Genomic DNA, 18,523 nt, shown 5'->3' with positions numbered 1-18,523 from the left:
TAGAAAATGGAGGAGTTTTTAGAAATGATGGATTTCGACGGCAAGGTCGCCCTGGTGACCGGGACGACCGGAATCGGCCTGGCAACCGCCACACGCCTTGCGGCCGGTGGCGCCGCAATCATCGCCTGCGGCATCGACCGCGCCGCCAACGCGTCATTGAAAGCGCAACTGGAAAGCACTGGAGCAGCAGCGCTGGTCATCGACACCGACGTCGCCGTTTCCGATCAGGTGCGCGACGCGGTCGCGGCTGGCGTCGCGAAGTTCGGCGGCCTGGATGTCATCGTCAATTCAGCCGCCGTCCATCCCTATGGCACGGCGACGACCACCGACTGGGAAACCTGGAACCGAACGATGACGGTCAATGTCGGCTCGATCTACCTGACCGCGCATTTCGGCATTCCGGAAATGATCAAGCGCGGAGGCGGCGCCATCGTCAACGTCGCCTCGGTGCAGGGCTTTGCCTGCCAGCAGAACGTCGCCGCCTATGCCACGACCAAGGGCGCCATCCACACGCTGACGCGCTCGCTGGCGCTCGACTACGCGGCATCAGGCATCCGCGTCAATTCGGTCAGCCCGGGCTCGATCCGCACGCCGATCCTGGAGAAGGCTGCGCGCGGTGACGGCGGCAGCGATGCCGATGTCGAAGAGGCCTACAAGCGGTTCGGCGCGGCGCATCCGCTCGGCCGTATCGGCGAACCGGAGGAAGTGGCGGAACTCATCGCCTTCCTGTGCTCGTCGAAGGCCGGTTTCTGCACCGGCGCGGACTACAGGATCGATGGCGGCCTGACGGCAGGTATTGGCGTGAAGTAGCGCTATGATGGCGTTCTGCGCGCTTGCAGGCAATCGGTGTCCGACCGCGCTACAGCTTCCACATCCGCTTGGCATTGCCCGACAGCAATTTCGTCCTCTCCTCAGGGCTGGCGCCCGCGATCAGCGCGTGTGTCGCCGCCACCCAGGTGGCAAGGCCACCGCCAAGCGTGCACACCGGCCAGTCGCTGCCCCACACGACGCGGTCCCAGCCGAAAATGCCGATCGTGTGCTCGACATAGGGGCGCAAGGTCTCGACGGTCCATGAGCCGGCATCGGCATAGGCGACGACGCCGGAGATCTTGCCGATGACATTGGGACGCCGCGCGATCTCGGTCAAATGCTCGCGCCACGGATGTTCCGCACTGGCCTTGATGTCGGGCACGCCGCAATGGTCGAGCACGAACTGCACATCCGGCGCCAGATCAGCGAGCGCAACCGCCCTTGGAATTTGATGCGGCAGGACGACGAGGTCGAAGGTCAGGCCTGTGCCGGCAAGCCGCTTGATGTTTTCGCGAAACAGCGCGCTGTCCGAAAGCTCGTCCGGCATGACGTGCAGCACGCGGCGGAACCCCTTGACGAAGGGATCGGCCTGCTGGCGCTCGAGATAGGCGGCGAAACCGGCCTCCTCCGGGCGGCAGGAGGCGATCGCCCCGCGCAACAGACTGCCCTTCTCCAGCGACTGCGCCTTCACATGGCTGGTCTCGGCCTGGATGTCGGCTTGATCGACATCGACCTCCATGTGCAACGCGGCCTCGATGCCGGCGCGGCGGGCCTGGATCGCGTATTCCGCATGCGGGAAATCGCGGTTGAGCGCCGGCACGCCGCCAAGCCAGGGATAGCGCAGCGCCGACAGGTCGATCAGGTGTAGATGGGTGTCGATGATCATGGCTGTCCTCCTCGGTGATTTCAGATCATCGCCAAATGCCTAAGCCCAGCGCATGACATACTTTGGCTCAGGCCCGCTTCGGGATCTCTTTGTCCTCGAGCAGCAGCGTCAGCCCCATGGCGACGAAATAGAGCGCCGCCACCCAGATGAACATCACGTTGAAGCCACTGGAGTAGTGGTCGAGCACCACCTCACGGATCGCGTCCGGCAGGCTCGATGCGAGGTGCGGGGTCAATCCATTCAGGCCCTGTGGCAACAATACGGCGGCCTCAGTGGGAAGCTCGGCTGTCTGCCGGTTCAGCGCCCAGATCATCACCGCGCCGTTCAGCGCCAGTCCGAGCGATGCTCCGAGCGTCCGCGCCTGGGTGATCAGCGACGTCACCGCGCCGATATCCTGCAGGGGTGCCGCCGCCTGGATCGCCACAATCAGCACCTGGAACTGAAGACCCATGCTGATCCCGAACACAGCCATCATCGTCGCCAGCACCCAGATCGGCGTGTGCTGGCTGGTGAGGACGAAGCCCAGCATCAGGAGCCCGCCAATGCCCATCGCCACAACCGGCATCCATTTGTAGCGTCCGGTGGCGGCAATCACCCGCCCGGCGACGATCGAGATGACCATCGATGTCAGTGACGCCGGCAGGAACAGGAAGCCGACTTCGGCCGGGCTGAGGCCCGTCAGCGTCTGCATGTAGAGGGCGAAATAGAAGAACATACCCAGCGTCACCGTTCCGGCGACCAGCGACACGCCCGAGACGATGCTGACCGTCGAATTGCCGAACAGCCGCAACGGCACGATCGGCTCTTCGGCCCGGCGCTCCACCATGATGAACAAGGTGATGGCGACTAGTGCCAGCAGCGGCAGCGCGAAGGTGATGAGGTCCGGTCCGCTGGGGTCGAGCACGTGGTAGCCCCAATAAACGATCGCCGTCGTGCCGGCGGCGAGCAGCACGCCGCCGAGATAGTCGATGCGGTGCCGCTTTTCGTTGAACCGGCTGCGCATGGCGAAGGCCAGCACCGCCAGCACGATGATCCCTATCGGCAAATTGACCAGGAACACCCAGCGCCAGCCGAACAGGCTGGTGATGTAGCCGCCGGCCAGTGGGCCGAGCACCGACGACAGCGCGAACACCGCCGAACTGTAACCCTGATATTTGGCGCGGTCGCGCGGCAAAAACAGTTCGCCGATCATGGCGAAGGCCGAAACCATCAGGCCACCCCCGCCGATACCCTGCAGCACGCGCGCGGCGATCAAGCTCTCCATCGACCATGCCATGCCGCAGACCAGCGAGCCCAGCAGGAACAGGCCGATCGCCGTCAGCACGACATTCTTGCGGCCATACATGTCGCCAAGCTTGCCGTAGAATGGCGAGACCGCGGCGGTCGAGAGCAGGTAGGCGGCACCGACCCAGCCGAACAAATGCAGATTGCCGAGTTCGCCGGCAATGGTGGGCAAGGCGGTGACGACGATCTGCATGTCGATGGTTGCCATGAACATGGCGATCAGCGCGCCGATATAGACGATCAAGGTCGTAAGGTCGGGCCTGACTTGGGCCTCCACGGGCGCTGTGTCCGGCAGCGTCTGCTCGACAGTCATCGGTGTCTCCGTAGCTTGGGGCGCGATTTATGTCCCCACAACCAAGAGGTGTCAATCAGATATGTGCGCGTAGCATATAATTGACATCAGCATATATTCTTGCTAACGCGCTATGGGATGAGCAGCAACGCATCCGGCAGTCCGGACCGATTTCCAGCCCTGTTCCAGACGCGCGGCGACCGGGATCTCGCCGATCTGGCGCGCGGCAGCGGCCTGTCCGAACCGGCGGCCGAGGCCGTGGCCGCCATCGATGCGGTAATGAGCAAGGTGCGCCGCTCGATCCAGCGCCGCGACTTCGGCCGCATGATCCTGGCGCGCGTAGACCCTTCGCTGGAAGTGAGCCATCTCGATGCGATCAGCGCCATCGCGAACAATCCGTTTTTCAGCGCTACCCAGCAGGATGAGGTGACGGTTGGCGTCATCGCCGAGCGCCTCGAGATCGATCCGTCGCGCGCCAGCCGCATCGCGGCCGACCTCGTCGAACGCGGCTATGCCTGCCGTGTCGCATCGCAACGCGATGCCCGCCGCATCTGCCTCAAACTCACCGCCAAGGGTGAGCGCCTCGTGGCGGCGGTGCGCCAGACCAAATGGCGGATTTTCGCCAGATCGCTGGCACAGTGGGATGAGCAGGACCTAGTAAGGTTCGCCACCTTGCTGGAACGCTTCGCCGGTTGGGCCATGGACGAAGCCGGGATGAAAAGATCCGCCAAGGCCGTCAAGCAGTTGATGGACGAGATGCTGCCCGAAACGAAATAGGCGGCACGGCGTGGACGCTCACCCATGTGTGCGAGCCGTTCGATAGCCCTTGACGCTCAGGTCGCCTCGGATCGTTATCGGCCGAAGAAACCGGCGTCCTCTTCCGCCAGGTATTTCTTAGCCGCTTTGGCATCGATGTCGAGGCCGAGTCCCGGAGCTTCGAGCAGGTCGACCATACTATCCCTGACGATCTGCCCCTTGGGCAGGCCGATGACGATGTCCTCCCACCACGGGTCGGAGGCGCTGGGATATTCGAAGGCGATGTAGTTGGCCGGCAGCGTGGCGCAGACATTGATCAGCGCGCCGAGGCCGAGCAGACCGTTCGCCGTGCCGTGCGGCGCCATCATGATCGAGTGCATATAGGCGTGCTCGGCCACCCATTTGAGCTCGGCGATGCCGCCGATATCGGCGGGGTCCGGACCGATGACACGGACCGCCTGGGTCTCGATCAGTTCCTTGAAGTTATGCCGCAGGTAGATCTGCTCGCCGGTGTGGATGGGGGTGGACGTCGATGTCGTGAGTTCGCGATAGGCTTGCGGGTTGACCCATGGCACGTAGTCGCCGGTCAGCATGTCCTCCAGCCACATCAGATTGTATTTTTCGACGGCCCGCGCGAAGCGGATGGCGTCGGGCAGGAACCAGCCGGGGCCGCAATCCAGCGCCAGCGAAACCTTGTCGCCGAGCACCTCCTTCATGGCGATGACGCATTCGATCATATGCGCCATGCCGCGCTCGCTGATCTGCCCCTGGTCCATCGCGCCGTGATAGGTCGGCGGCTGGCGCACGCCATAGTGGAAATCGGGAACGCTGGTCTTCATGTTGGAGTGGAAGCTGATGCCTTGCTTGACCATGAAGAAACCTTCCGGCCGCTCCATCATCCATTTGACGTCGGCCGCGTAATCCTCGGGCTTGTCGCCGGAGCGCTTCTTGCGGATGGAACCGTTATAGACCCGCACCTTGTCGCGCACCTTGCCGCCGAGCAGCTTGTAGACCGGAACGCCTGCCGCCTTGCCGGCGATGTCCCAGAGAGCATGCTCGATAGCGCTGACGGCGGCGCCGTAGGGCTTGAACGAGCCGCGCTGGCGGATTTTCAACATCACGCGTTCGACATCGGTCGGGTCCTCGCCGATCAGCGCGTCGCGGAAATGCAGCACCCAGGGTTTCAGATAAGGCTTGGTGTACTCGACCTCGCCGAGGCCATGGAGGCCTTCGTCGGTGACGATGCGCACGATGGGGTGCCTGCCGATGACGGCGCACCTGAGATCGGTGATCTTCATGATGTCCTCTATTTCACCGACGAGAAGGCGGTTGGCGCGAGAAACTGGCTGGAAATATTGGCCAGGATCGGGCCATCGCGCTCAGACTCGTCGCGGGCCTCGAGCCATGCCCGATCGGTGGTGAAGGCCTTCCATTTCACTTCGCGCTCGGCAAGGGATTCCCAGGCGATGAAATAGGTCAGTCGATTGCTGCTTTCGCCGACCACCGTGGTGAAGAACCCGGCTTGGCGGATGCCGTGCTTGTCCCACAGCGCCAAGGTATGGTCGTTGAAACGCTTGAGCAGCGCCGGCAGCTGGCCCGGCACGCAGTCGTAAATGCGAAGTTCGTAGATCATGGTTGATCCTTCTGTTTACTTCTCCCTTCGGGGAGAGGTGTAGCGTCAGCTCCAGGTGCGGTCCCAGGAGTATTCGTCGTCCCAGTGATCGGTCGGCCGCCAGATGCCGGTGACGCCGGGCTGCAGGTGCTGGCTGATCACTTCGTCGACGATGTCGTCGATGCCCAGACCGGGCTTGTCGGGTACGGTGATGAAGCCGTCCTTGACCAGCGGCTTGGGCAGGCCGGTGACGATATCGTCCCACCAGTCGACTTCGACGCTGTGATATTCGAGCGCCATGAAGTTTTCCGTCGCCACCGCGACATGCGCGGCGGCCATTGCCGCGATCGGGCTTTCCGCCATGTGAATGGCCATGGCAACGCCATGCTCCTGCGCCGCGTCGCCGATCTTCTTGGTCTCGAGAATGCCGCCGGTGGTCAGCAGATCCGGATGGATGACCGAGATGCCGGCGTTGAGCAGCGGCTCGAAGCCTTCCTTGAGGTAGATGTCCTCACCCGTGCAGATCGGCACCGACGTCGCCTGCTGCAACTGCCGATACTGCTCGGTGTATTGCCAGGGGATCACGTCTTCGAGCCAGGCCGGTGCGTATTTCTCGATCCGCCGGGCGAGACGGATGCCGTCCTGCAGCGAGATGTGGCCGACATGGTCGATGGCGAGCGGAACCTCGTAGCCGATCACCTCGCGGACCTCGTGGATATATTGGTCGAGCAGGTCGATGCCCTTTTCGGTGAAGTGGAGGCCGGTGAAGGGATGCGGCACGTTTTGCGCGTCATAGGCGGCATAATTACGCGCCCGGCGCTCGTCCAGCGTGCGTGCCGGACCGCGCGCGGCATGGCTGCGGAAACCGTCGAGCACGCCGGCCGGCGCCACCACTGCGCCCGATATGTGCGAAATCTGCGCCAGGCCGAGATCCATCTTGAGGAAGGTGAAACCGAGATCCATCCGCGCCTTGAGCCGCTTTCCGGTCTCGGTGCCGATGGGCTTGTCCGCGTCGGTGTCGCAATAGACACGCACCTTGTCGCGAAACCGTCCTCCCAGCATCTGGTAGATCGGCACGCCGTACGCCTTGCCGGCGAGGTCCCAAAGCGCGATCTCGATCGCCGAGACACCGCCACCTTGCCGCCCATGGCCGCCAAATTGTTTGATGCGGCGGAACAGCCGGTCGACGTCGCAGGGGTTCTCGCCCAGCAGCCGGCTCTTCAGCATCAGCGCATAGGTCGCGCTGGCGCCGTCGCGCACTTCGCCGAGACCAACAATGCCCTGGTTGGTGTAGATCTTGACCAGCGCGGAGGTGAACGGCGCGCCGACGATCTCGGCGACGCGCAGGTCGGTGATGCGCAGGTCGCTCGGCCTGGAGTTCGTATTTACCCGATTGAGCGCCTCGCCGGCGCTACCCGTCTTTGCCATGGCTTATCCTCGTTCTGATTGGTGGCGCCCCGCACCCCCGGCCTGCATAAGCGTTGCTAGCCAAGCTCTATCTCGTGGGCCTGCAGGTAGTCTCGGTTCATCTCGACACCGAGACCCGGCTTCGACGCCAGCTTGAGGCTGCCGTTCGAGACATCGAGTGGCTCGTCGATGAGGTGATTATATTTGTCCAGGTTCCACTCCGACGTTTCGAGCTTGTAGAAGTTGGGAACCGTCATCATCACCTGCGCTCCCGCAACCACATTGATCGGTCCCGCGGCGTCATGGGGCGAGACCGGGATGTAGTAGGCTTCGCACAGGGCGGAAATCTTCTTCAGTTCGGTAATGCCGCCGGTCCAGGTAACGTCCGGCATGATGTAGTCCGCAAGCCTGTTCTCGAGCACCGGCACGAAATCCCACTTGGTGTGGCCGCGCTCGCCCCACGAGATGGCGGCACTGACCTTCTCACGCACTTGCTTGAGAGCATTGAGGCTTTCTGGCGGGCATGGCTCCTCGAACCAGTCGATCTGGCCGGCTTCCTCGAGGCTCCGGCAGAGGCGAATGGCGGTGGGCACATCGAAGCGGCCATGCGCATCGATCAGAATGTCGACATCGGGCCCCGCCGTTTCGCGGATCAGGGCCGTGAGTTCGGCGGCCTCGCGCTCGTCCTTGCGGGTCATGCTGCCATCGAGGTAGCCGTCCCGCTGTTCGCGCGCCAAGCCATCGGCTGTGCGACCCTGATGGGGGAAAGGATCGAACTTCAGCCCGGTGTGTCCGGATTCGACGATGTCTCGAATTTCGCGAACCACAGCCTCCTTGCTGGTAAACTTGGCCTGGTTGGGGTGGGTATAGAGCGCGATTTCGTCGCGCACCGGTCCGCCCAGCAGCTCGTAGATCGGCTTGCCGAGAACTTTGCCGCGAATGTCCCAGAGCGCTATGTCGATAGCGCTCACGCATTCGACCGCGGCGCCGCGGCTGCCCATATAGGTGAAGCTGCGGAAAATCTTGTGCCAGAGATGCTCGATACGCGCCGGATCCTCGCCTGTCACGGCGACACCGATCTGCCGCAAGATCGTGCACAGGGCACGGTTGGCGAGCCTTGTGGTGGTGGTGATTTCCCCCCAGCCGCTCACCCCTTCGTCGGTCGTCACCTCGACGAACAGGAACTCTCCCCAATAGGAAGCATCGGACTTGATCAGCCACGGCCGAACGCTCGTGATTTTCATCTCTCAACTACCTCTGTCTGATGGCCGGACCAATGATTTTCTGGGCTGGAAATTCTATCCGGCCCGAGCGGCGTTGCGCGCACGCATCTGTTCGAGAACGTGCCGGCCGGAACCCTCGACATGGCGGGCAATGAGTTCGGCCGCCTCGTCGGCATTTCCGGCTTTGATATGCGCGATGAGCTCGCGGTGTTCACGCATGATGGCGGCCCGCCGCGCGAGCGTGAAATTGAAACGCCGGCTCACGGCTCGCAGCACTTCGCGATGCTTCCACCAAAGCTCGGCGGCATGGCGGTTGTAGTGGCGCTGGTACATTACAGTGTGGAAGGCGGTATCCAGTTCACTGTGCCGCAATGTGTCGGTGAAGTTGTTCTCTTCGATCAGAGCCTGGATGCGTTCGAGTTCGGCGATGTCCTCGCCGGTCGCCATGTTCACGAACCATCGCGTCAGGGCCGGCTCGATCAGGACTCCGATCTCGTAGATATCCCGGACAAAATCCTGGTCTATGGGCCGGACGCGCGCGCCACGGTTGGCGACAAAGGTGACGAAGCCCTCCCCTCGCAACAGCTGCAGCGCCTCGCGTACGGGGTTGGTCGAGGTGCCGTGACGCCGGGCGAGATCGGTGACCACAAGCCGTTCGTTGGCGGCGAGCCGTCCCTCGATGATGTCTTCCCGGATCAGCTCATAAAGCGAGGCGCCCTCGCTGGACGCCCCGATGGGATAAATCCCCACGGGTGGCTCTGCTTTGAAATCACTTGTTTCGGCCAAAGCCGCCCCCCCCGATTAGTACATCACATGCTCGATATCATACACGGGTTTTGCAAACAATGTACGATCGGGTGCGTTGACAGGCAATCCACGATCTGAAAACGTACCAGATGATCGAAGGGATACATTGAGCTGAGGACGCATCCCGCACGGTCGAACGAGCCCCTTGGCGCACGGCGGCATGGGAGAATCTGGGAGGATACTATGACGAGGATTACACTCGGCGGTGCCGTCCTGCGCGGCACTGTAGCCACTGCTTTGATGGCGTCGCTGATGTCGGGATCGGCATTGGGTTCGCCGCCGGTCGATTTGAGTAAGTGGTCGCCGGAATATGTGCGCTCCATCGCCGGAACACAGGATTTCGACACGGCCGCCGATTGCGGTAAGGTCACTCCGCTCGACTACAAGGGGCGACTGACGTTCTGGTATCAGGGTGTGTTCGAGGGCGACCCCGATCTCCTGCGCCAGTACTACAAGGATTTCTTCGAGACCTTCCGCAAGACCTATCCGAACATCCAGCTCGAGGATCAGGCCCTCACCTACAACGACCTTCTCGACAAGTTCCGCACGGCGCTGCTCGGCAATGCCGCGCCGATGGCGGTCCGCCTGCAAATCCTGGGCGGAACCGAGTTCGCCTCGAAGGGTTATCTGCAGCCGCTCAAGCCGGAAGATGTGGGCTATCCCACGGAGGATTTCTGGCCCGGCGCCATGAAGGCGGTAACCTGGGATGGCGTGACCTACGGCATTCCCACCAACAATGAGACGATGGCGTTCATCTGGAACGCCGACATCTTCAAACGCGCGGGCCTCGATCCGGACAAGGCTCCGGCTACCTGGGACGACGTCGTCAAATATTCCAAGCAGATCCATGACAAGCTCGGCATAGCCGGCTACGGCCTCGTGGCGCGCAAGAACGCCGGCAACACGCCGTACCGCTTCATGCCGCAACTATGGGCCTATGGCGGCGGTGTCTTCGACGAAGCCTCCGCGAACCCGACCTATAAGGAGGTCGAGCTCAATAGCCCGCAGAGCAAGGCGGCGTTGCAAGCCTCCTACGACATGTATGTTCGCGACAAGTCGGTTCCGGTCTCGGCGCTCACCAACCAGCAGGCCGATAACCAGCCCCTGTTCGTCGCCGGCCAACTCGGCATGATGGTCTCGCACCCGTCCGACTATAACGTCATGCTCGACCTGCAGAAGAAGGCAACGGGCGCCGACAAGGATAAGGCGCAGACCGTCATCGACAACATGCGCTATGGCCTGATTCCGACCGGCCCCGACGGCAAGCGCGCCGTCGTGTTTGGCGGCTCGAACATTCACATCCTGAAGCCCGAATATGTCGAGGGCGGCAAGGTGGACGAGCCGGCTGCAAAGGCCATCATCTGCATGTGGACGAGCCCTGAATGGTCGCTGAAGATGGCGTATGCCGGCTCGAACCCGGGCAACCTCAACGGCTTCAAGACCAAATGGATGAAGGAACGTCTGGACAACATCAAGTTCCTCGATGTCACGACCTCGATGTTGCCATACGGCATTCCGTTCCCGGCGCTGCCGCAATCCCCCGAGATCATGAATATCATCGTCCCGGACATGCTGCAGAACGCCCTGACCGGAGCGATGACTGTCGACCAGGCAGCGGATGACGCGGCCGAGAAGGTGAAGAACCTGATGGACGGACTCTAGTCCGGGCCTGACCTGCGATCCGACCGGCTGTGCTGATAGTGCGTGCAGCCGGTTTGCTCCGAAGAACAAGGGCACGCCATCGTGACGATCGTGACCGGCAAGGCCGAGGCTCGCCAAAGATTGCAACCCGGTAGCTCCGGCGTGCTGCGGAATATCTGGGAGCACCGCGCCGACTACGCATACGTGCTTCCAGCGATCGCCGTGATGCTCATCGTCATCGCCTATCCGATCTACTACACGGTCGAGCTGTCGTTCTTTAAGACGCCGCCTGGCCTGCAGCTCCGCGACAAGACCTTCATCGGATTGGACAACTACACGGCCATCCTCACCAGTCAGGTGTTCTGGAAAGTCACCTTGAACACCCTGATCTGGACGATCGCATCTACCTTCGTTGCCTTTGCCTTGGGATTTGCCGCCGCGCTGGCCCTCCACCGCGAGTTTATCGGCCGGGGTGTCCTGCGCGCTATCCTGATCATTCCTTGGGTCATCAGCGCGGTTGCCGCCTCCTATATCTGGAAGTGGATCTACCATTCGGACTTCGGCATCATCGGCGCGGTGCTGGTCGGCCTCGGATTGGCTGACCGGCCGCCGAACTTCATCGACAACGTCAGCACGGTGCTGCCCTCCTTGATCGTCGTCAATATCTGGCGCGAGTTTCCGTTTGCCATGATCATTATGATGGCCGGTTTGCAGACGGTCCCCGACCAGTTGTTGCGCGCCGCGGAAGTCGACGGGGCCAATGCATGGCAGCGTTTCTGGCACGTCACCTTCCCGCATCTGCGCAACGTCTCGACGGTGACGATCCTGCTGCTCGCAGTGGCCAATTTCAATTCCTTCATCATCCCGTGGATCATGACCGGTGGCGGGCCGTCGAACGCTTCGCACATCTGGATCACCCACATTTATGAGCTCGCCTTCGGCCGGCAGCGATGGGGCGTCGCATCGGCCTATTCGGTACTCCTGTTCCTCATGCTGATGGTGCTGGGCTACTTCTACGTCCGCGCGCTGGCCGGCAACGAGCGCAAAGAGGGGAGCGCATGAGCACGATCGTCGAGAAAGTCCCTCGACGTCCGGCCCGGCGCCGCATGCGCATCGACGGATGGCGTTGGGCCGGGCGCATCTTCCTCGTGTTCATGCTGCTTTACACCGCGTTGCCGATGATCTGGATGCTGATCACCTCGATCAAGTCCGGCTTCGCGGCGATGCAGTTCCCACCGCAATGGTGGCCGGAAGAGCCTACCCTGGCCAGCTACCAAAAGCTGCTCGATCCGCAAAACAGCGTCGGCCAGGACTTCCTGCGTTTTTTCTGGAACAGCCTCTACGTGTCGACCGTCACCACAATCCTTTCGGTGATCGTGGCCGTTCCTGCGGCCTACGCCTTTTCGCGCTTTCGTTTCCCCGGTCGAAACTTCCTGTTCTTCACCGTGCTTTTGCGCAACATGTTCCCGGCGGTGATCTTTCTCGTGCCGCTCTTCATCCTGATGCGCGCGATCGGGCTGGTGAACACGCATGGCTCGCTCATTCTCACCTATCTCACCTTCGGCCTGCCGCTGGCGATCTGGCTGCTCAAGGGCTTTTACGACAACATTCCGGTGCAGCTCGAGCAGGCGGCGCGGATCGATGGGGCGACCCGGTTCCAGGCCTTCATCCTGATCGTGATGCCTCTCTCGACGCCCGGAATCATCGCCACCGCGATCTATTCCTTCATTGGCGCCTGGAACGAGTACATCTATGCCTACACCTTCCTTTCCAAGAACGAGCAGTTGACCCTGCCGGTCGGCATACAGCGTTTCTTCTCGGAGAATACGACGGACTTTCCGGGCCTGATGGCGGCCAGCTTCATGATGAGCGTGCCCGTCGTGGTGCTGTTCCTCCTCCTGCAACGATACTTCGTACGCGCCCTTACAGAAGGCGCGGTCAAACACTAGAGCCGGATGATTTCAGGTCTGTTCGACCTGAAATCTGAATCCGCCTCTAAATCAAAGAGATAGAGCATGATGTCGTCCGAAAACCGCTTCACACTTTTCGGCATCATGCCGTAGGGAGTTGCCGATGGCCCACGTGGTCCTGAGAGATCTCGTCAAGACCTATGGCGGCTTCAAAGCTGTCAACGACGTTTCGCTGACGGTCAATGACGGCGAGTTCGTTGCGCTCGTCGGCCCTTCGGGCTGCGGCAAGACAACCACGCTCAATCTTGTCGCGGGATTGATCCCGGTCACATCGGGTGACATCGTCATCGGCGACCGCGTGGTCAACGACCTCGACCCCAAGGACCGGGACATCGCGATGGTGTTCCAGAACTACGCGCTCTACCCGCAGAAATCGGTCTACAAGAACCTGGCGTTCCCGCTGCAGATGCGCAAGCTGCCCAGGGACGAGATCGACAGGAAGGTCAAGGAAGCGGCGCGCGTGCTCGACATGACGCACCTGCTCGAGCGCAAGCCGCGCGAACTTTCAGGCGGGCAGCAGCAACGTGTCGCCTTGGGGCGCGCCCTCGTCCGCGACCCTGCCGTTTTCCTCATGGACGAGCCGCTCTCCAACCTCGACGCCAAACTGCGCGTCCAGATGCGCTCGGAGATCAAGCGCTTCCACCAGGACCTCAAGGCGACCATCATCTATGTCACGCACGACCAGCTCGAAGCCGTGACCATGGCCGACAAGATGGCGGTGATGAACGGCGGCTACCTGTTGCAATACGATTCTCCGGCGCAGGTCTTTGCCCATCCGGTGAACATGTTCGTCGCCAGCTTCATCGGCAGCCCGGCGATGAGCCTTGTTCCACTGGAGGCATCGACAGCAAACGGCAACACTGCGTTGACCGGCGCGGAGGGCTGGAGCCTTGAACTCTCGCCCCTCAACGCCCGGAAGGTTGCGGGGGCAACGTCGAGGAAAGTCGTGCTCGGCGCACGTCACTCGACCATCAGGCTCCACAAGAGCGCGGCGCCAGGCAGCGTCCCGGCCAAGGCCTATACAGTGGAGCCGACCGGAGACGTCACCTTCGTGCAGGCGTTGCTGTCAGGCGCCATCGTCAACATCAGCGTGTCCCCCAACATCTCCGTCGCACCTGACGAGCAGATCTGGCTCGAGTTCGACCAGGAGCGGCTGCATCTGTTCGATGGCGAAACTGAACTGGCCCTCAAGGCCGGCTGAGACAAGACGGGGTTCATTGGGAACGTTGGGGATGACTGAAAAGCTTAAGATCACCGCGATCAAACCCTATCCTGTATGGGTTGGAACGCGTAATCAGATGCTCGTCAAGATCGAGACCGACCAAGGCGTCTTCGGCTGGGGCGAGAGCGGCTTGAGCGGGCGCGAAAAGGCCGTTGCCGGCGCGGTCGAGCATTATCGCGAGTTTCTCATCGGCCGCGACCCGATGCAGATCGGGCGGATCTGGCAGGAGGCATATCGCAGCCAGTACTTCGAAGGCGGGCGCGTTCTGCAGGCGGCGATTTCCGCCATCGACGTCGCCCTGCACGACATCAAGGGCAAGGCGCTGGGGGTGCCTGTCTACGAACTGCTGGGCGGCAAGCAGCGCGACCGCATCCCCACCTTCGCCTCGACCGGAGACGAGACCGAGGGCGACGTCGCCATCGAACGAGCCCGGGAGCTGCGCGCACGGGGGTGGCAGGCGATCCGCTTCTTCCCCGTAGGGCAAAGCAGCAGGGACATCTTCGAACCCCGAGAGTCGATCGGCGCTACCGCGAGCATGCTGAACAAGGCGCGCGAGGCGCTGGGCGACGACGTCGTCCTCGGCATCGACTATCATCATCGGCTGTCGGTGGCAGAGGCGGCGAGCTTCTGCAACAAGCTCGGCCGCGGCGTGCTTGATTTTCTCGAGGAGCCGATCCGCGACGAGACACCTGAAGCCTACGAATCCCTGCGCAGGATGACCGACATTCCCTTTGCCATCGGCGAGGAATTTGCCAGCAAGTGGCAGTTCCTGCCCTACATCGAGCGCGGCATCCATCAGTTCAACCGTCTCGATGTCTGCAATGTCGGCGGGCTCACCGAGGCGATGAAAGTCGCCGGCTGGAGCGAGGCGCACTATGTCGACCTGATGCCGCACAATCCGCTTGGTCCGGTGTGCACGGCCGCGACCCTGCATCTCGCCGCCGCCGTACCCAACTTCGCGTGGCTCGAGACCAGGGAACCCGAGACGAAGCTGGGCTTCGACAATTCCGACTTCTTCCCCGTGCAGCCACGGCTCGACGGTCCCGACTATCCGGTCAGCGACCTGCCGGGCCTCGGCGTCGAGGTCAACGAAGCGGCGGTCCAGGCGGAGGCTTTCCGTTTCTGGGAAGCGCCTCACCTCAGGCGCCGGGACGGGTCTGTTACGAACTGGTAGTTCCATCTCAACCGGAGTCCACGATGACGCATATCCCTGACATCACGCGACCGCCCAAAGACCTCATTGACGCCCTGAGGGAAATCGGCGCCGCGACGGTCGCCGGCACGCTTGGCCATATGGGTTTCCGCAATCCTCACATGGTCGGTCCGGTGGCGCAGAACCATGGGAAGTCGATCGTCGGGCCGGCGCTGACGCTGCAGTTCCTGCCGCAGCGGCCGGACCTCTTCAGCGAGGGAGAATACGCCGACCCGGAAACGCAACTGCACCGGCACGTGCTCTATCACGCGCAGGAAGGCGATGTGGTCGTCGTCGACGCGCGCGGTGACATGAGCTCGGGCGTCTTCGGCGATATGATGTCGACCTATTTCAAGGGCAGAGGCGGCGCGGGCATCGTAATCGACGGCTGCATGCGCGACCGGCCCAATGTCGAGAAGCTCGATCTGCCCCTATGGCTGCGCGGCTGGACGCCCAACTACCATGTGCAAACCAGCATCTATCCGAACGCCGTCAACGTTCCGATCGCCTGCGGCGGTGTCACGGTGATCCCCGGCGACATCATAGTGGCGGACGACGACGGGGCGGTTGTGCTTCCCGTCGCAATGGCCGCAAAGGTGATCGAGGAATCCCAGAAGCATCACGATTGGGAAGAGTTCTCGCGAGAGAAGCTGATGCAGGGCGCACCGCTGCAGCGCTACTATCCGCTGCATGACGATGCCCGCGGCGAATATGAGGAGTGGCGCAAAGCCAGTCGTCCGGCGGATTGACGCAGGCATTCAAGACGATCCATATGTGCGGTGAAATTCGATGTGCCCCCCGGCAGACTACTGGGGGGCCGTCTCAGCCGGGACCGCGCCGCCGACGAACGTCCCGATCAAGAAAGGCGCTTTCGTCTGGCGAGGCGGCGGCTCCGACACGGAAGGCGAACGACGTGACCCGCGTCGCATTGATGTCGATACCGCACCGAAAGCTCAGATGGTACCATGTCGTTGCCGTGCGGAAAGCGGTGTCTGGGGCGTCAAGAACATTGCCGGCCTTGAGCGGAATGCTTGGGATCAGTTGGGGAGAATAAGAGGCGTCGTTCAACTCTTGCTCAAGAACGCTGGCGCAAAGTCTGGCGGCCCGTTGATCGCGAGGCACGTCGGCCATCGAGTTCGTTGCGAACACATCACCGGTAGCGCCTTGCGAAAAGAGTTTGCGAACGCCCGGAAGGCCCGAATATGGCCGCGGTGTAGCCGAGGCCACGTCGATGGAGTTTGGCTCTTCGGTGATTCCGCGTCCTGACTTCGTAGCCTTTGCGGGGCGGCGTTTCGGCACGTTTTCGGGTCTGGTCCGAGGCGCCTGAGCCGACGCGGGAAGCTCGATCTCACCGTCGTCCCCATGGGCAGCCAAAGGCATTGCGGCCGCGGATGCCTCTTTGTCAGCGGGTGGGGTCGCAGCCTCCTGTTTGTCCGCTTCCGGCTTCTCATTAATCTTGGCTGACTCTGCCGGCTCTCCGGCGTCTGGCGCTGAGGCGGGTTTACTCTCCGCATTCTTTGGCGCGACAGCCGACTGTGGCTCGTTATCCTTGGGCGGCGATGGCGCATTGTCTTGAGCGCTGCCTCCATCCAAGGATTTTTTGGGGCCAGTGTCTTTGTCGCCGAACTGAAAAACAGGCCTCAGGACCTCGATTGGCGGCAGCTTTTCCGGTGCCTGCTTTTCAACCTTCTGCTCCGAAGGATTTCCGGGTGGCGGTGGCGGCGGCGCGGGAGCGGGTTTCGGTTTTGGCTGTTCGGGCGGCGGCACGAGCGCGACGTTCACCGCTTGCTCCTCCTGCGGCTGCTGGGCAGGAACGGGCAGGCCATAGACCAGGAACGCGGTGATGAGCGCATGCAGGACCAGCGATGCGGGCAAGGCCCACAGCAAAGTCCGCCGCCGCTCGGATGTCTCGGTCTTCATCCCTCACGATGTGGAGCGAAACTGCGGCGGCATCAAGCGTGGCAACCGTATTGGCGCATTCAGCCGCAGCTCAGCAGTGAGGAGACGACGCCTGATTGCTTCTCGCCGCCGGCTCCATTCTCTGCATGCCCGCCTCCAATCTCAGCGACGCAGGCTGGCGTCGCGGGCTCGCTCGCGGAGCTCTTCGCGAGAAAGGCCCGCATCCGCCAATATGCTGTCTGGAAGCCGCCTCAAGCTCGCAAGCGTCTGGCGATAGGCAAGCCAGCGGGCGAAACGGTGTCGAAGTTCATGCAACATGATCGTCTCCTTGGCGAGCGGGATACCCACGCTCTTGGATTGGTCGAAAACGCAAAGCAATCGCGCAAAGCGTATGCACGATCGAACGGATTGCGCTGACTGCCTGGCCAACCGAGGTGCCTGTCATTGTCCCACCAGGGCAGGAATTTCCAGCGCCTCCAACGGCTGCATACTTGCGCGTGATGGCCGCTTCGCGCTACAGCCACGGTCGCAAGGAGTTTTTCATTTCTGCAAAATGGATATTGGCTGGGACGATCTGAGGTTGTTTCTCGACGTTGCGCGGCTGGGTGGCCTGAGCGCGGCTACGGCAACCACGCGCCTCAGCGCAGCCACACTCGGACGACGCGTCACCGCGCTCGAAAAGCAGATCGGCGAAGCGCTGTTCGTACGGCAGCAGACCGGCTACCGGCTAACCCCGGTCGGTGAAGAACTGCTGCGGCGCGCCGAAGACGTCGAAGCAGCAATGCAGTCGCTGACCCGCTGGCGCGAGGGAAACCTGCCCGACCGCATTGTCCGCGTCTCGGCCGGGCCTTGGACCTCGGCCTTCGTTTCGGCCCATATCGGCGAAATCTGGACGGTCGATGACGGCATCAGGGTGGAACTCGTCACCACCACCGACCGGGTCGACATCGGTCGCCGCGCCGCCGATATCGGCATCCGCAGCGAGCGTCCAACCGAACAGTGGCTGGCCGGCCGCCAGAGCGGCAAGGTCGCGTATGCCATTTATTCCGGATGCCACCTGATCAACGGCATCGCTGCCGGCTTGTTCGTCGGCGTCACCGGCGAAGGAGCAAACGTCGCCTCGGCGCGCTGGCTGCAAGCCCATCACGGCGACCGCATCGCCGTGCGAGGCAACAACACCCATTCGGTGCGAGAACTTGTGGCCGCGGGCGCCGGCCTTTCCGTGTTTCCGTGTTTCGTCGGCGACAGCGATCCGCGGCTGGTTCGCGTCGCTCAGCCTATCCCCGAACTCGAAACCGACCAGTGGATCGTCACCCATCATGAGGAACGCCACTCCCCGCCAGTACGAAAGATTGCCGACCGGATTGCCGCTCTGATGCGGGCCCATCAGCCGTTGTTTCGCGGCAAGATGCCGATCCGCTAAGCGTCAGGCGTCGATCGGCCGCCAGATTCTCAAGGTTCTCGCGCGTGAGGCGGGCGCGTGAAGCTTGAAGGGGTTGGATCCCGGATTGTGGATTTTCGC

Annotated in this window: 18 protein-coding genes; 9 read left to right on the top strand and 9 right to left on the bottom strand. The window is 62.3% G+C overall.

The window, feature by feature from the left end; translation table 11 throughout:
• The first annotated feature begins 24 nt into the window (after positions 1-24).
• Entirely contained in the window at positions 25-810 is a 786-nt protein-coding gene (locus NKH35_RS07730; RefSeq protein ID WP_023668110.1) for an SDR family NAD(P)-dependent oxidoreductase, read from the top strand.
• Between the two features lie 49 nt (positions 811-859).
• Here NKH35_RS07730 and NKH35_RS07725 read toward each other — a convergent pair whose 3' ends face one another.
• Positions 860-1,696 (bottom strand): amidohydrolase family protein, encoded by an 837-nt coding sequence (locus NKH35_RS07725; protein WP_023668109.1) that lies wholly within the window; start codon positions 1,694-1,696, stop codon positions 860-862.
• 67 nt (positions 1,697-1,763) lie between these two features.
• Entirely contained in the window at positions 1,764-3,293 is a 1,530-nt protein-coding gene (locus tag NKH35_RS07720) for an MDR family MFS transporter (RefSeq protein ID WP_352914023.1), read from the bottom strand.
• 117 nt (positions 3,294-3,410) lie between these two features.
• Here NKH35_RS07720 and NKH35_RS07715 point away from each other — a divergent pair, with 117 nt between their 5' ends.
• On the top strand, positions 3,411-4,049 hold the full coding sequence (locus NKH35_RS07715) for a MarR family winged helix-turn-helix transcriptional regulator (RefSeq protein ID WP_023733176.1): 639 nt from the start codon (positions 3,411-3,413) through the stop codon (positions 4,047-4,049).
• 74 nt (positions 4,050-4,123) lie between these two features.
• Here the strand turns inward: NKH35_RS07715 and NKH35_RS07710 are convergent, their stop codons facing one another.
• From NKH35_RS07710 to NKH35_RS07690, 5 genes are read right to left on the bottom strand one after another with little or no spacing between them, the layout of a single operon-like run.
• Positions 4,124-5,326, bottom strand: a complete 1,203-nt coding sequence (locus NKH35_RS07710; protein ID WP_023681197.1) for a mandelate racemase/muconate lactonizing enzyme family protein — start codon at positions 5,324-5,326, stop codon at positions 4,124-4,126.
• Positions 5,327-5,334: 8 nt separating this feature from the next.
• Positions 5,335-5,661 carry an NIPSNAP family protein gene (locus NKH35_RS07705; RefSeq protein ID WP_023702115.1) on the bottom strand — a complete coding sequence of 109 codons (327 nt, stop codon included), beginning with the start codon at positions 5,659-5,661 and terminating at the stop codon, positions 5,335-5,337.
• A 45-nt stretch (positions 5,662-5,706) separates the two neighbouring features.
• Positions 5,707-7,068: a mandelate racemase/muconate lactonizing enzyme family protein gene (locus NKH35_RS07700; RefSeq protein ID WP_352914021.1), complete on the bottom strand. Its 1,362-nt coding sequence runs from the start codon at positions 7,066-7,068 to the stop codon at positions 5,707-5,709.
• A gap of 56 nt (positions 7,069-7,124) precedes the next feature.
• On the bottom strand, positions 7,125-8,291 hold the full coding sequence (locus tag NKH35_RS07695; protein WP_023729476.1) for a mandelate racemase/muconate lactonizing enzyme family protein: 1,167 nt from the start codon (positions 8,289-8,291) through the stop codon (positions 7,125-7,127).
• A 54-nt stretch (positions 8,292-8,345) separates the two neighbouring features.
• Positions 8,346-9,056 (bottom strand): GntR family transcriptional regulator, encoded by a 711-nt coding sequence (locus NKH35_RS07690; protein ID WP_352914019.1) that lies wholly within the window; start codon positions 9,054-9,056, stop codon positions 8,346-8,348.
• A 204-nt stretch (positions 9,057-9,260) separates the two neighbouring features.
• Between NKH35_RS07690 and NKH35_RS07685 the strand changes: the two genes are divergently transcribed.
• The 6 genes from NKH35_RS07685 (at position 9,261) to NKH35_RS07660 (ending at position 15,851) form a co-directional block, all read left to right on the top strand.
• Positions 9,261-10,739: an ABC transporter substrate-binding protein gene (locus NKH35_RS07685; protein ID WP_023668101.1), complete on the top strand. Its 1,479-nt coding sequence runs from the start codon at positions 9,261-9,263 to the stop codon at positions 10,737-10,739.
• 81 nt (positions 10,740-10,820) lie between these two features.
• Complete coding sequence (locus NKH35_RS07680) at positions 10,821-11,780, top strand: carbohydrate ABC transporter permease (protein WP_352914016.1); 960 nt, start codon at positions 10,821-10,823, stop codon at positions 11,778-11,780.
• Entirely contained in the window at positions 11,777-12,667 is an 891-nt protein-coding gene (locus tag NKH35_RS07675; protein WP_352914013.1) for a carbohydrate ABC transporter permease, read from the top strand. The genes NKH35_RS07680 and NKH35_RS07675 overlap by 4 nt, the downstream gene beginning before the upstream one ends.
• A gap of 124 nt (positions 12,668-12,791) precedes the next feature.
• Positions 12,792-13,889: an ABC transporter ATP-binding protein gene (locus NKH35_RS07670; RefSeq protein WP_023702109.1), complete on the top strand. Its 1,098-nt coding sequence runs from the start codon at positions 12,792-12,794 to the stop codon at positions 13,887-13,889.
• 31 nt (positions 13,890-13,920) lie between these two features.
• A complete protein-coding gene (locus NKH35_RS07665; protein ID WP_023696298.1) occupies positions 13,921-15,084 on the top strand; it encodes a mandelate racemase/muconate lactonizing enzyme family protein in 1,164 nt (387 codons plus the stop codon).
• A gap of 23 nt (positions 15,085-15,107) precedes the next feature.
• Complete coding sequence (locus tag NKH35_RS07660; protein WP_023696299.1) at positions 15,108-15,851, top strand: ribonuclease activity regulator RraA; 744 nt, start codon at positions 15,108-15,110, stop codon at positions 15,849-15,851.
• Between the two features lie 73 nt (positions 15,852-15,924).
• Here NKH35_RS07660 and NKH35_RS07655 read toward each other — a convergent pair whose 3' ends face one another.
• Both NKH35_RS07655 and NKH35_RS07650 read right to left on the bottom strand, forming a co-directional pair.
• Positions 15,925-17,022, bottom strand: coding sequence for a DUF930 domain-containing protein (locus tag NKH35_RS07655; protein ID WP_023696300.1), 1,098 nt, complete (start codon positions 17,020-17,022; stop codon positions 15,925-15,927).
• 141 nt (positions 17,023-17,163) lie between these two features.
• Positions 17,164-17,319, bottom strand: a complete 156-nt coding sequence (locus NKH35_RS07650) for a YjiS-like domain-containing protein (protein WP_023681184.1) — start codon at positions 17,317-17,319, stop codon at positions 17,164-17,166.
• Between the two features lie 235 nt (positions 17,320-17,554).
• Between NKH35_RS07650 and NKH35_RS07645 the strand changes: the two genes are divergently transcribed.
• Complete coding sequence (locus NKH35_RS07645) at positions 17,555-18,424, top strand: LysR family transcriptional regulator (RefSeq protein WP_023714617.1); 870 nt, start codon at positions 17,555-17,557, stop codon at positions 18,422-18,424.
• Positions 18,425-18,523 lie beyond the last annotated feature (99 nt).

Source organism: Mesorhizobium sp. M1143 (assembly GCF_040318435.1).
Classification (GTDB): domain Bacteria; phylum Pseudomonadota; class Alphaproteobacteria; order Rhizobiales; family Rhizobiaceae; genus Mesorhizobium.
Note: the sequence above shows the minus strand (reverse complement) of the source record. Positions and strands in the feature narration are given on the sequence as shown.

Excerpts from the sequence above, each read along its gene's own strand:
- NKH35_RS07730 (WP_023668110.1), top strand. The coding sequence starts at position 25 with ATGATGGATTTCGACGGCAAGGTCGCCCTGGTGACCGGGACGACCGGA.
- NKH35_RS07725 (WP_023668109.1), bottom strand. The coding sequence starts at position 1,696 with ATGATCATCGACACCCATCTACACCTGATCGACCTGTCGGCGCTGCGC.
- NKH35_RS07720 (WP_352914023.1), bottom strand. The coding sequence starts at position 3,293 with ATGACTGTCGAGCAGACGCTGCCGGACACAGCGCCCGTGGAGGCCCAA.
- NKH35_RS07715 (WP_023733176.1), top strand. The coding sequence starts at position 3,411 with ATGAGCAGCAACGCATCCGGCAGTCCGGACCGATTTCCAGCCCTGTTC.
- NKH35_RS07710 (WP_023681197.1), bottom strand. The coding sequence starts at position 5,326 with ATGAAGATCACCGATCTCAGGTGCGCCGTCATCGGCAGGCACCCCATC.
- NKH35_RS07705 (WP_023702115.1), bottom strand. The coding sequence starts at position 5,661 with ATGATCTACGAACTTCGCATTTACGACTGCGTGCCGGGCCAGCTGCCG.
- NKH35_RS07700 (WP_352914021.1), bottom strand. The coding sequence starts at position 7,068 with ATGGCAAAGACGGGTAGCGCCGGCGAGGCGCTCAATCGGGTAAATACG.
- NKH35_RS07695 (WP_023729476.1), bottom strand. The coding sequence starts at position 8,291 with ATGAAAATCACGAGCGTTCGGCCGTGGCTGATCAAGTCCGATGCTTCC.
- NKH35_RS07685 (WP_023668101.1), top strand. The coding sequence starts at position 9,261 with ATGACGAGGATTACACTCGGCGGTGCCGTCCTGCGCGGCACTGTAGCC.
- NKH35_RS07675 (WP_352914013.1), top strand. The coding sequence starts at position 11,777 with ATGAGCACGATCGTCGAGAAAGTCCCTCGACGTCCGGCCCGGCGCCGC.
- NKH35_RS07670 (WP_023702109.1), top strand. The coding sequence starts at position 12,792 with ATGGCCCACGTGGTCCTGAGAGATCTCGTCAAGACCTATGGCGGCTTC.
- NKH35_RS07665 (WP_023696298.1), top strand. The coding sequence starts at position 13,921 with ATGACTGAAAAGCTTAAGATCACCGCGATCAAACCCTATCCTGTATGG.
- NKH35_RS07660 (WP_023696299.1), top strand. The coding sequence starts at position 15,108 with ATGACGCATATCCCTGACATCACGCGACCGCCCAAAGACCTCATTGAC.
- NKH35_RS07655 (WP_023696300.1), bottom strand. The coding sequence starts at position 17,022 with ATGAAGACCGAGACATCCGAGCGGCGGCGGACTTTGCTGTGGGCCTTG.
- NKH35_RS07650 (WP_023681184.1), bottom strand. The coding sequence starts at position 17,319 with ATGTTGCATGAACTTCGACACCGTTTCGCCCGCTGGCTTGCCTATCGC.
- NKH35_RS07645 (WP_023714617.1), top strand. The coding sequence starts at position 17,555 with ATGGATATTGGCTGGGACGATCTGAGGTTGTTTCTCGACGTTGCGCGG.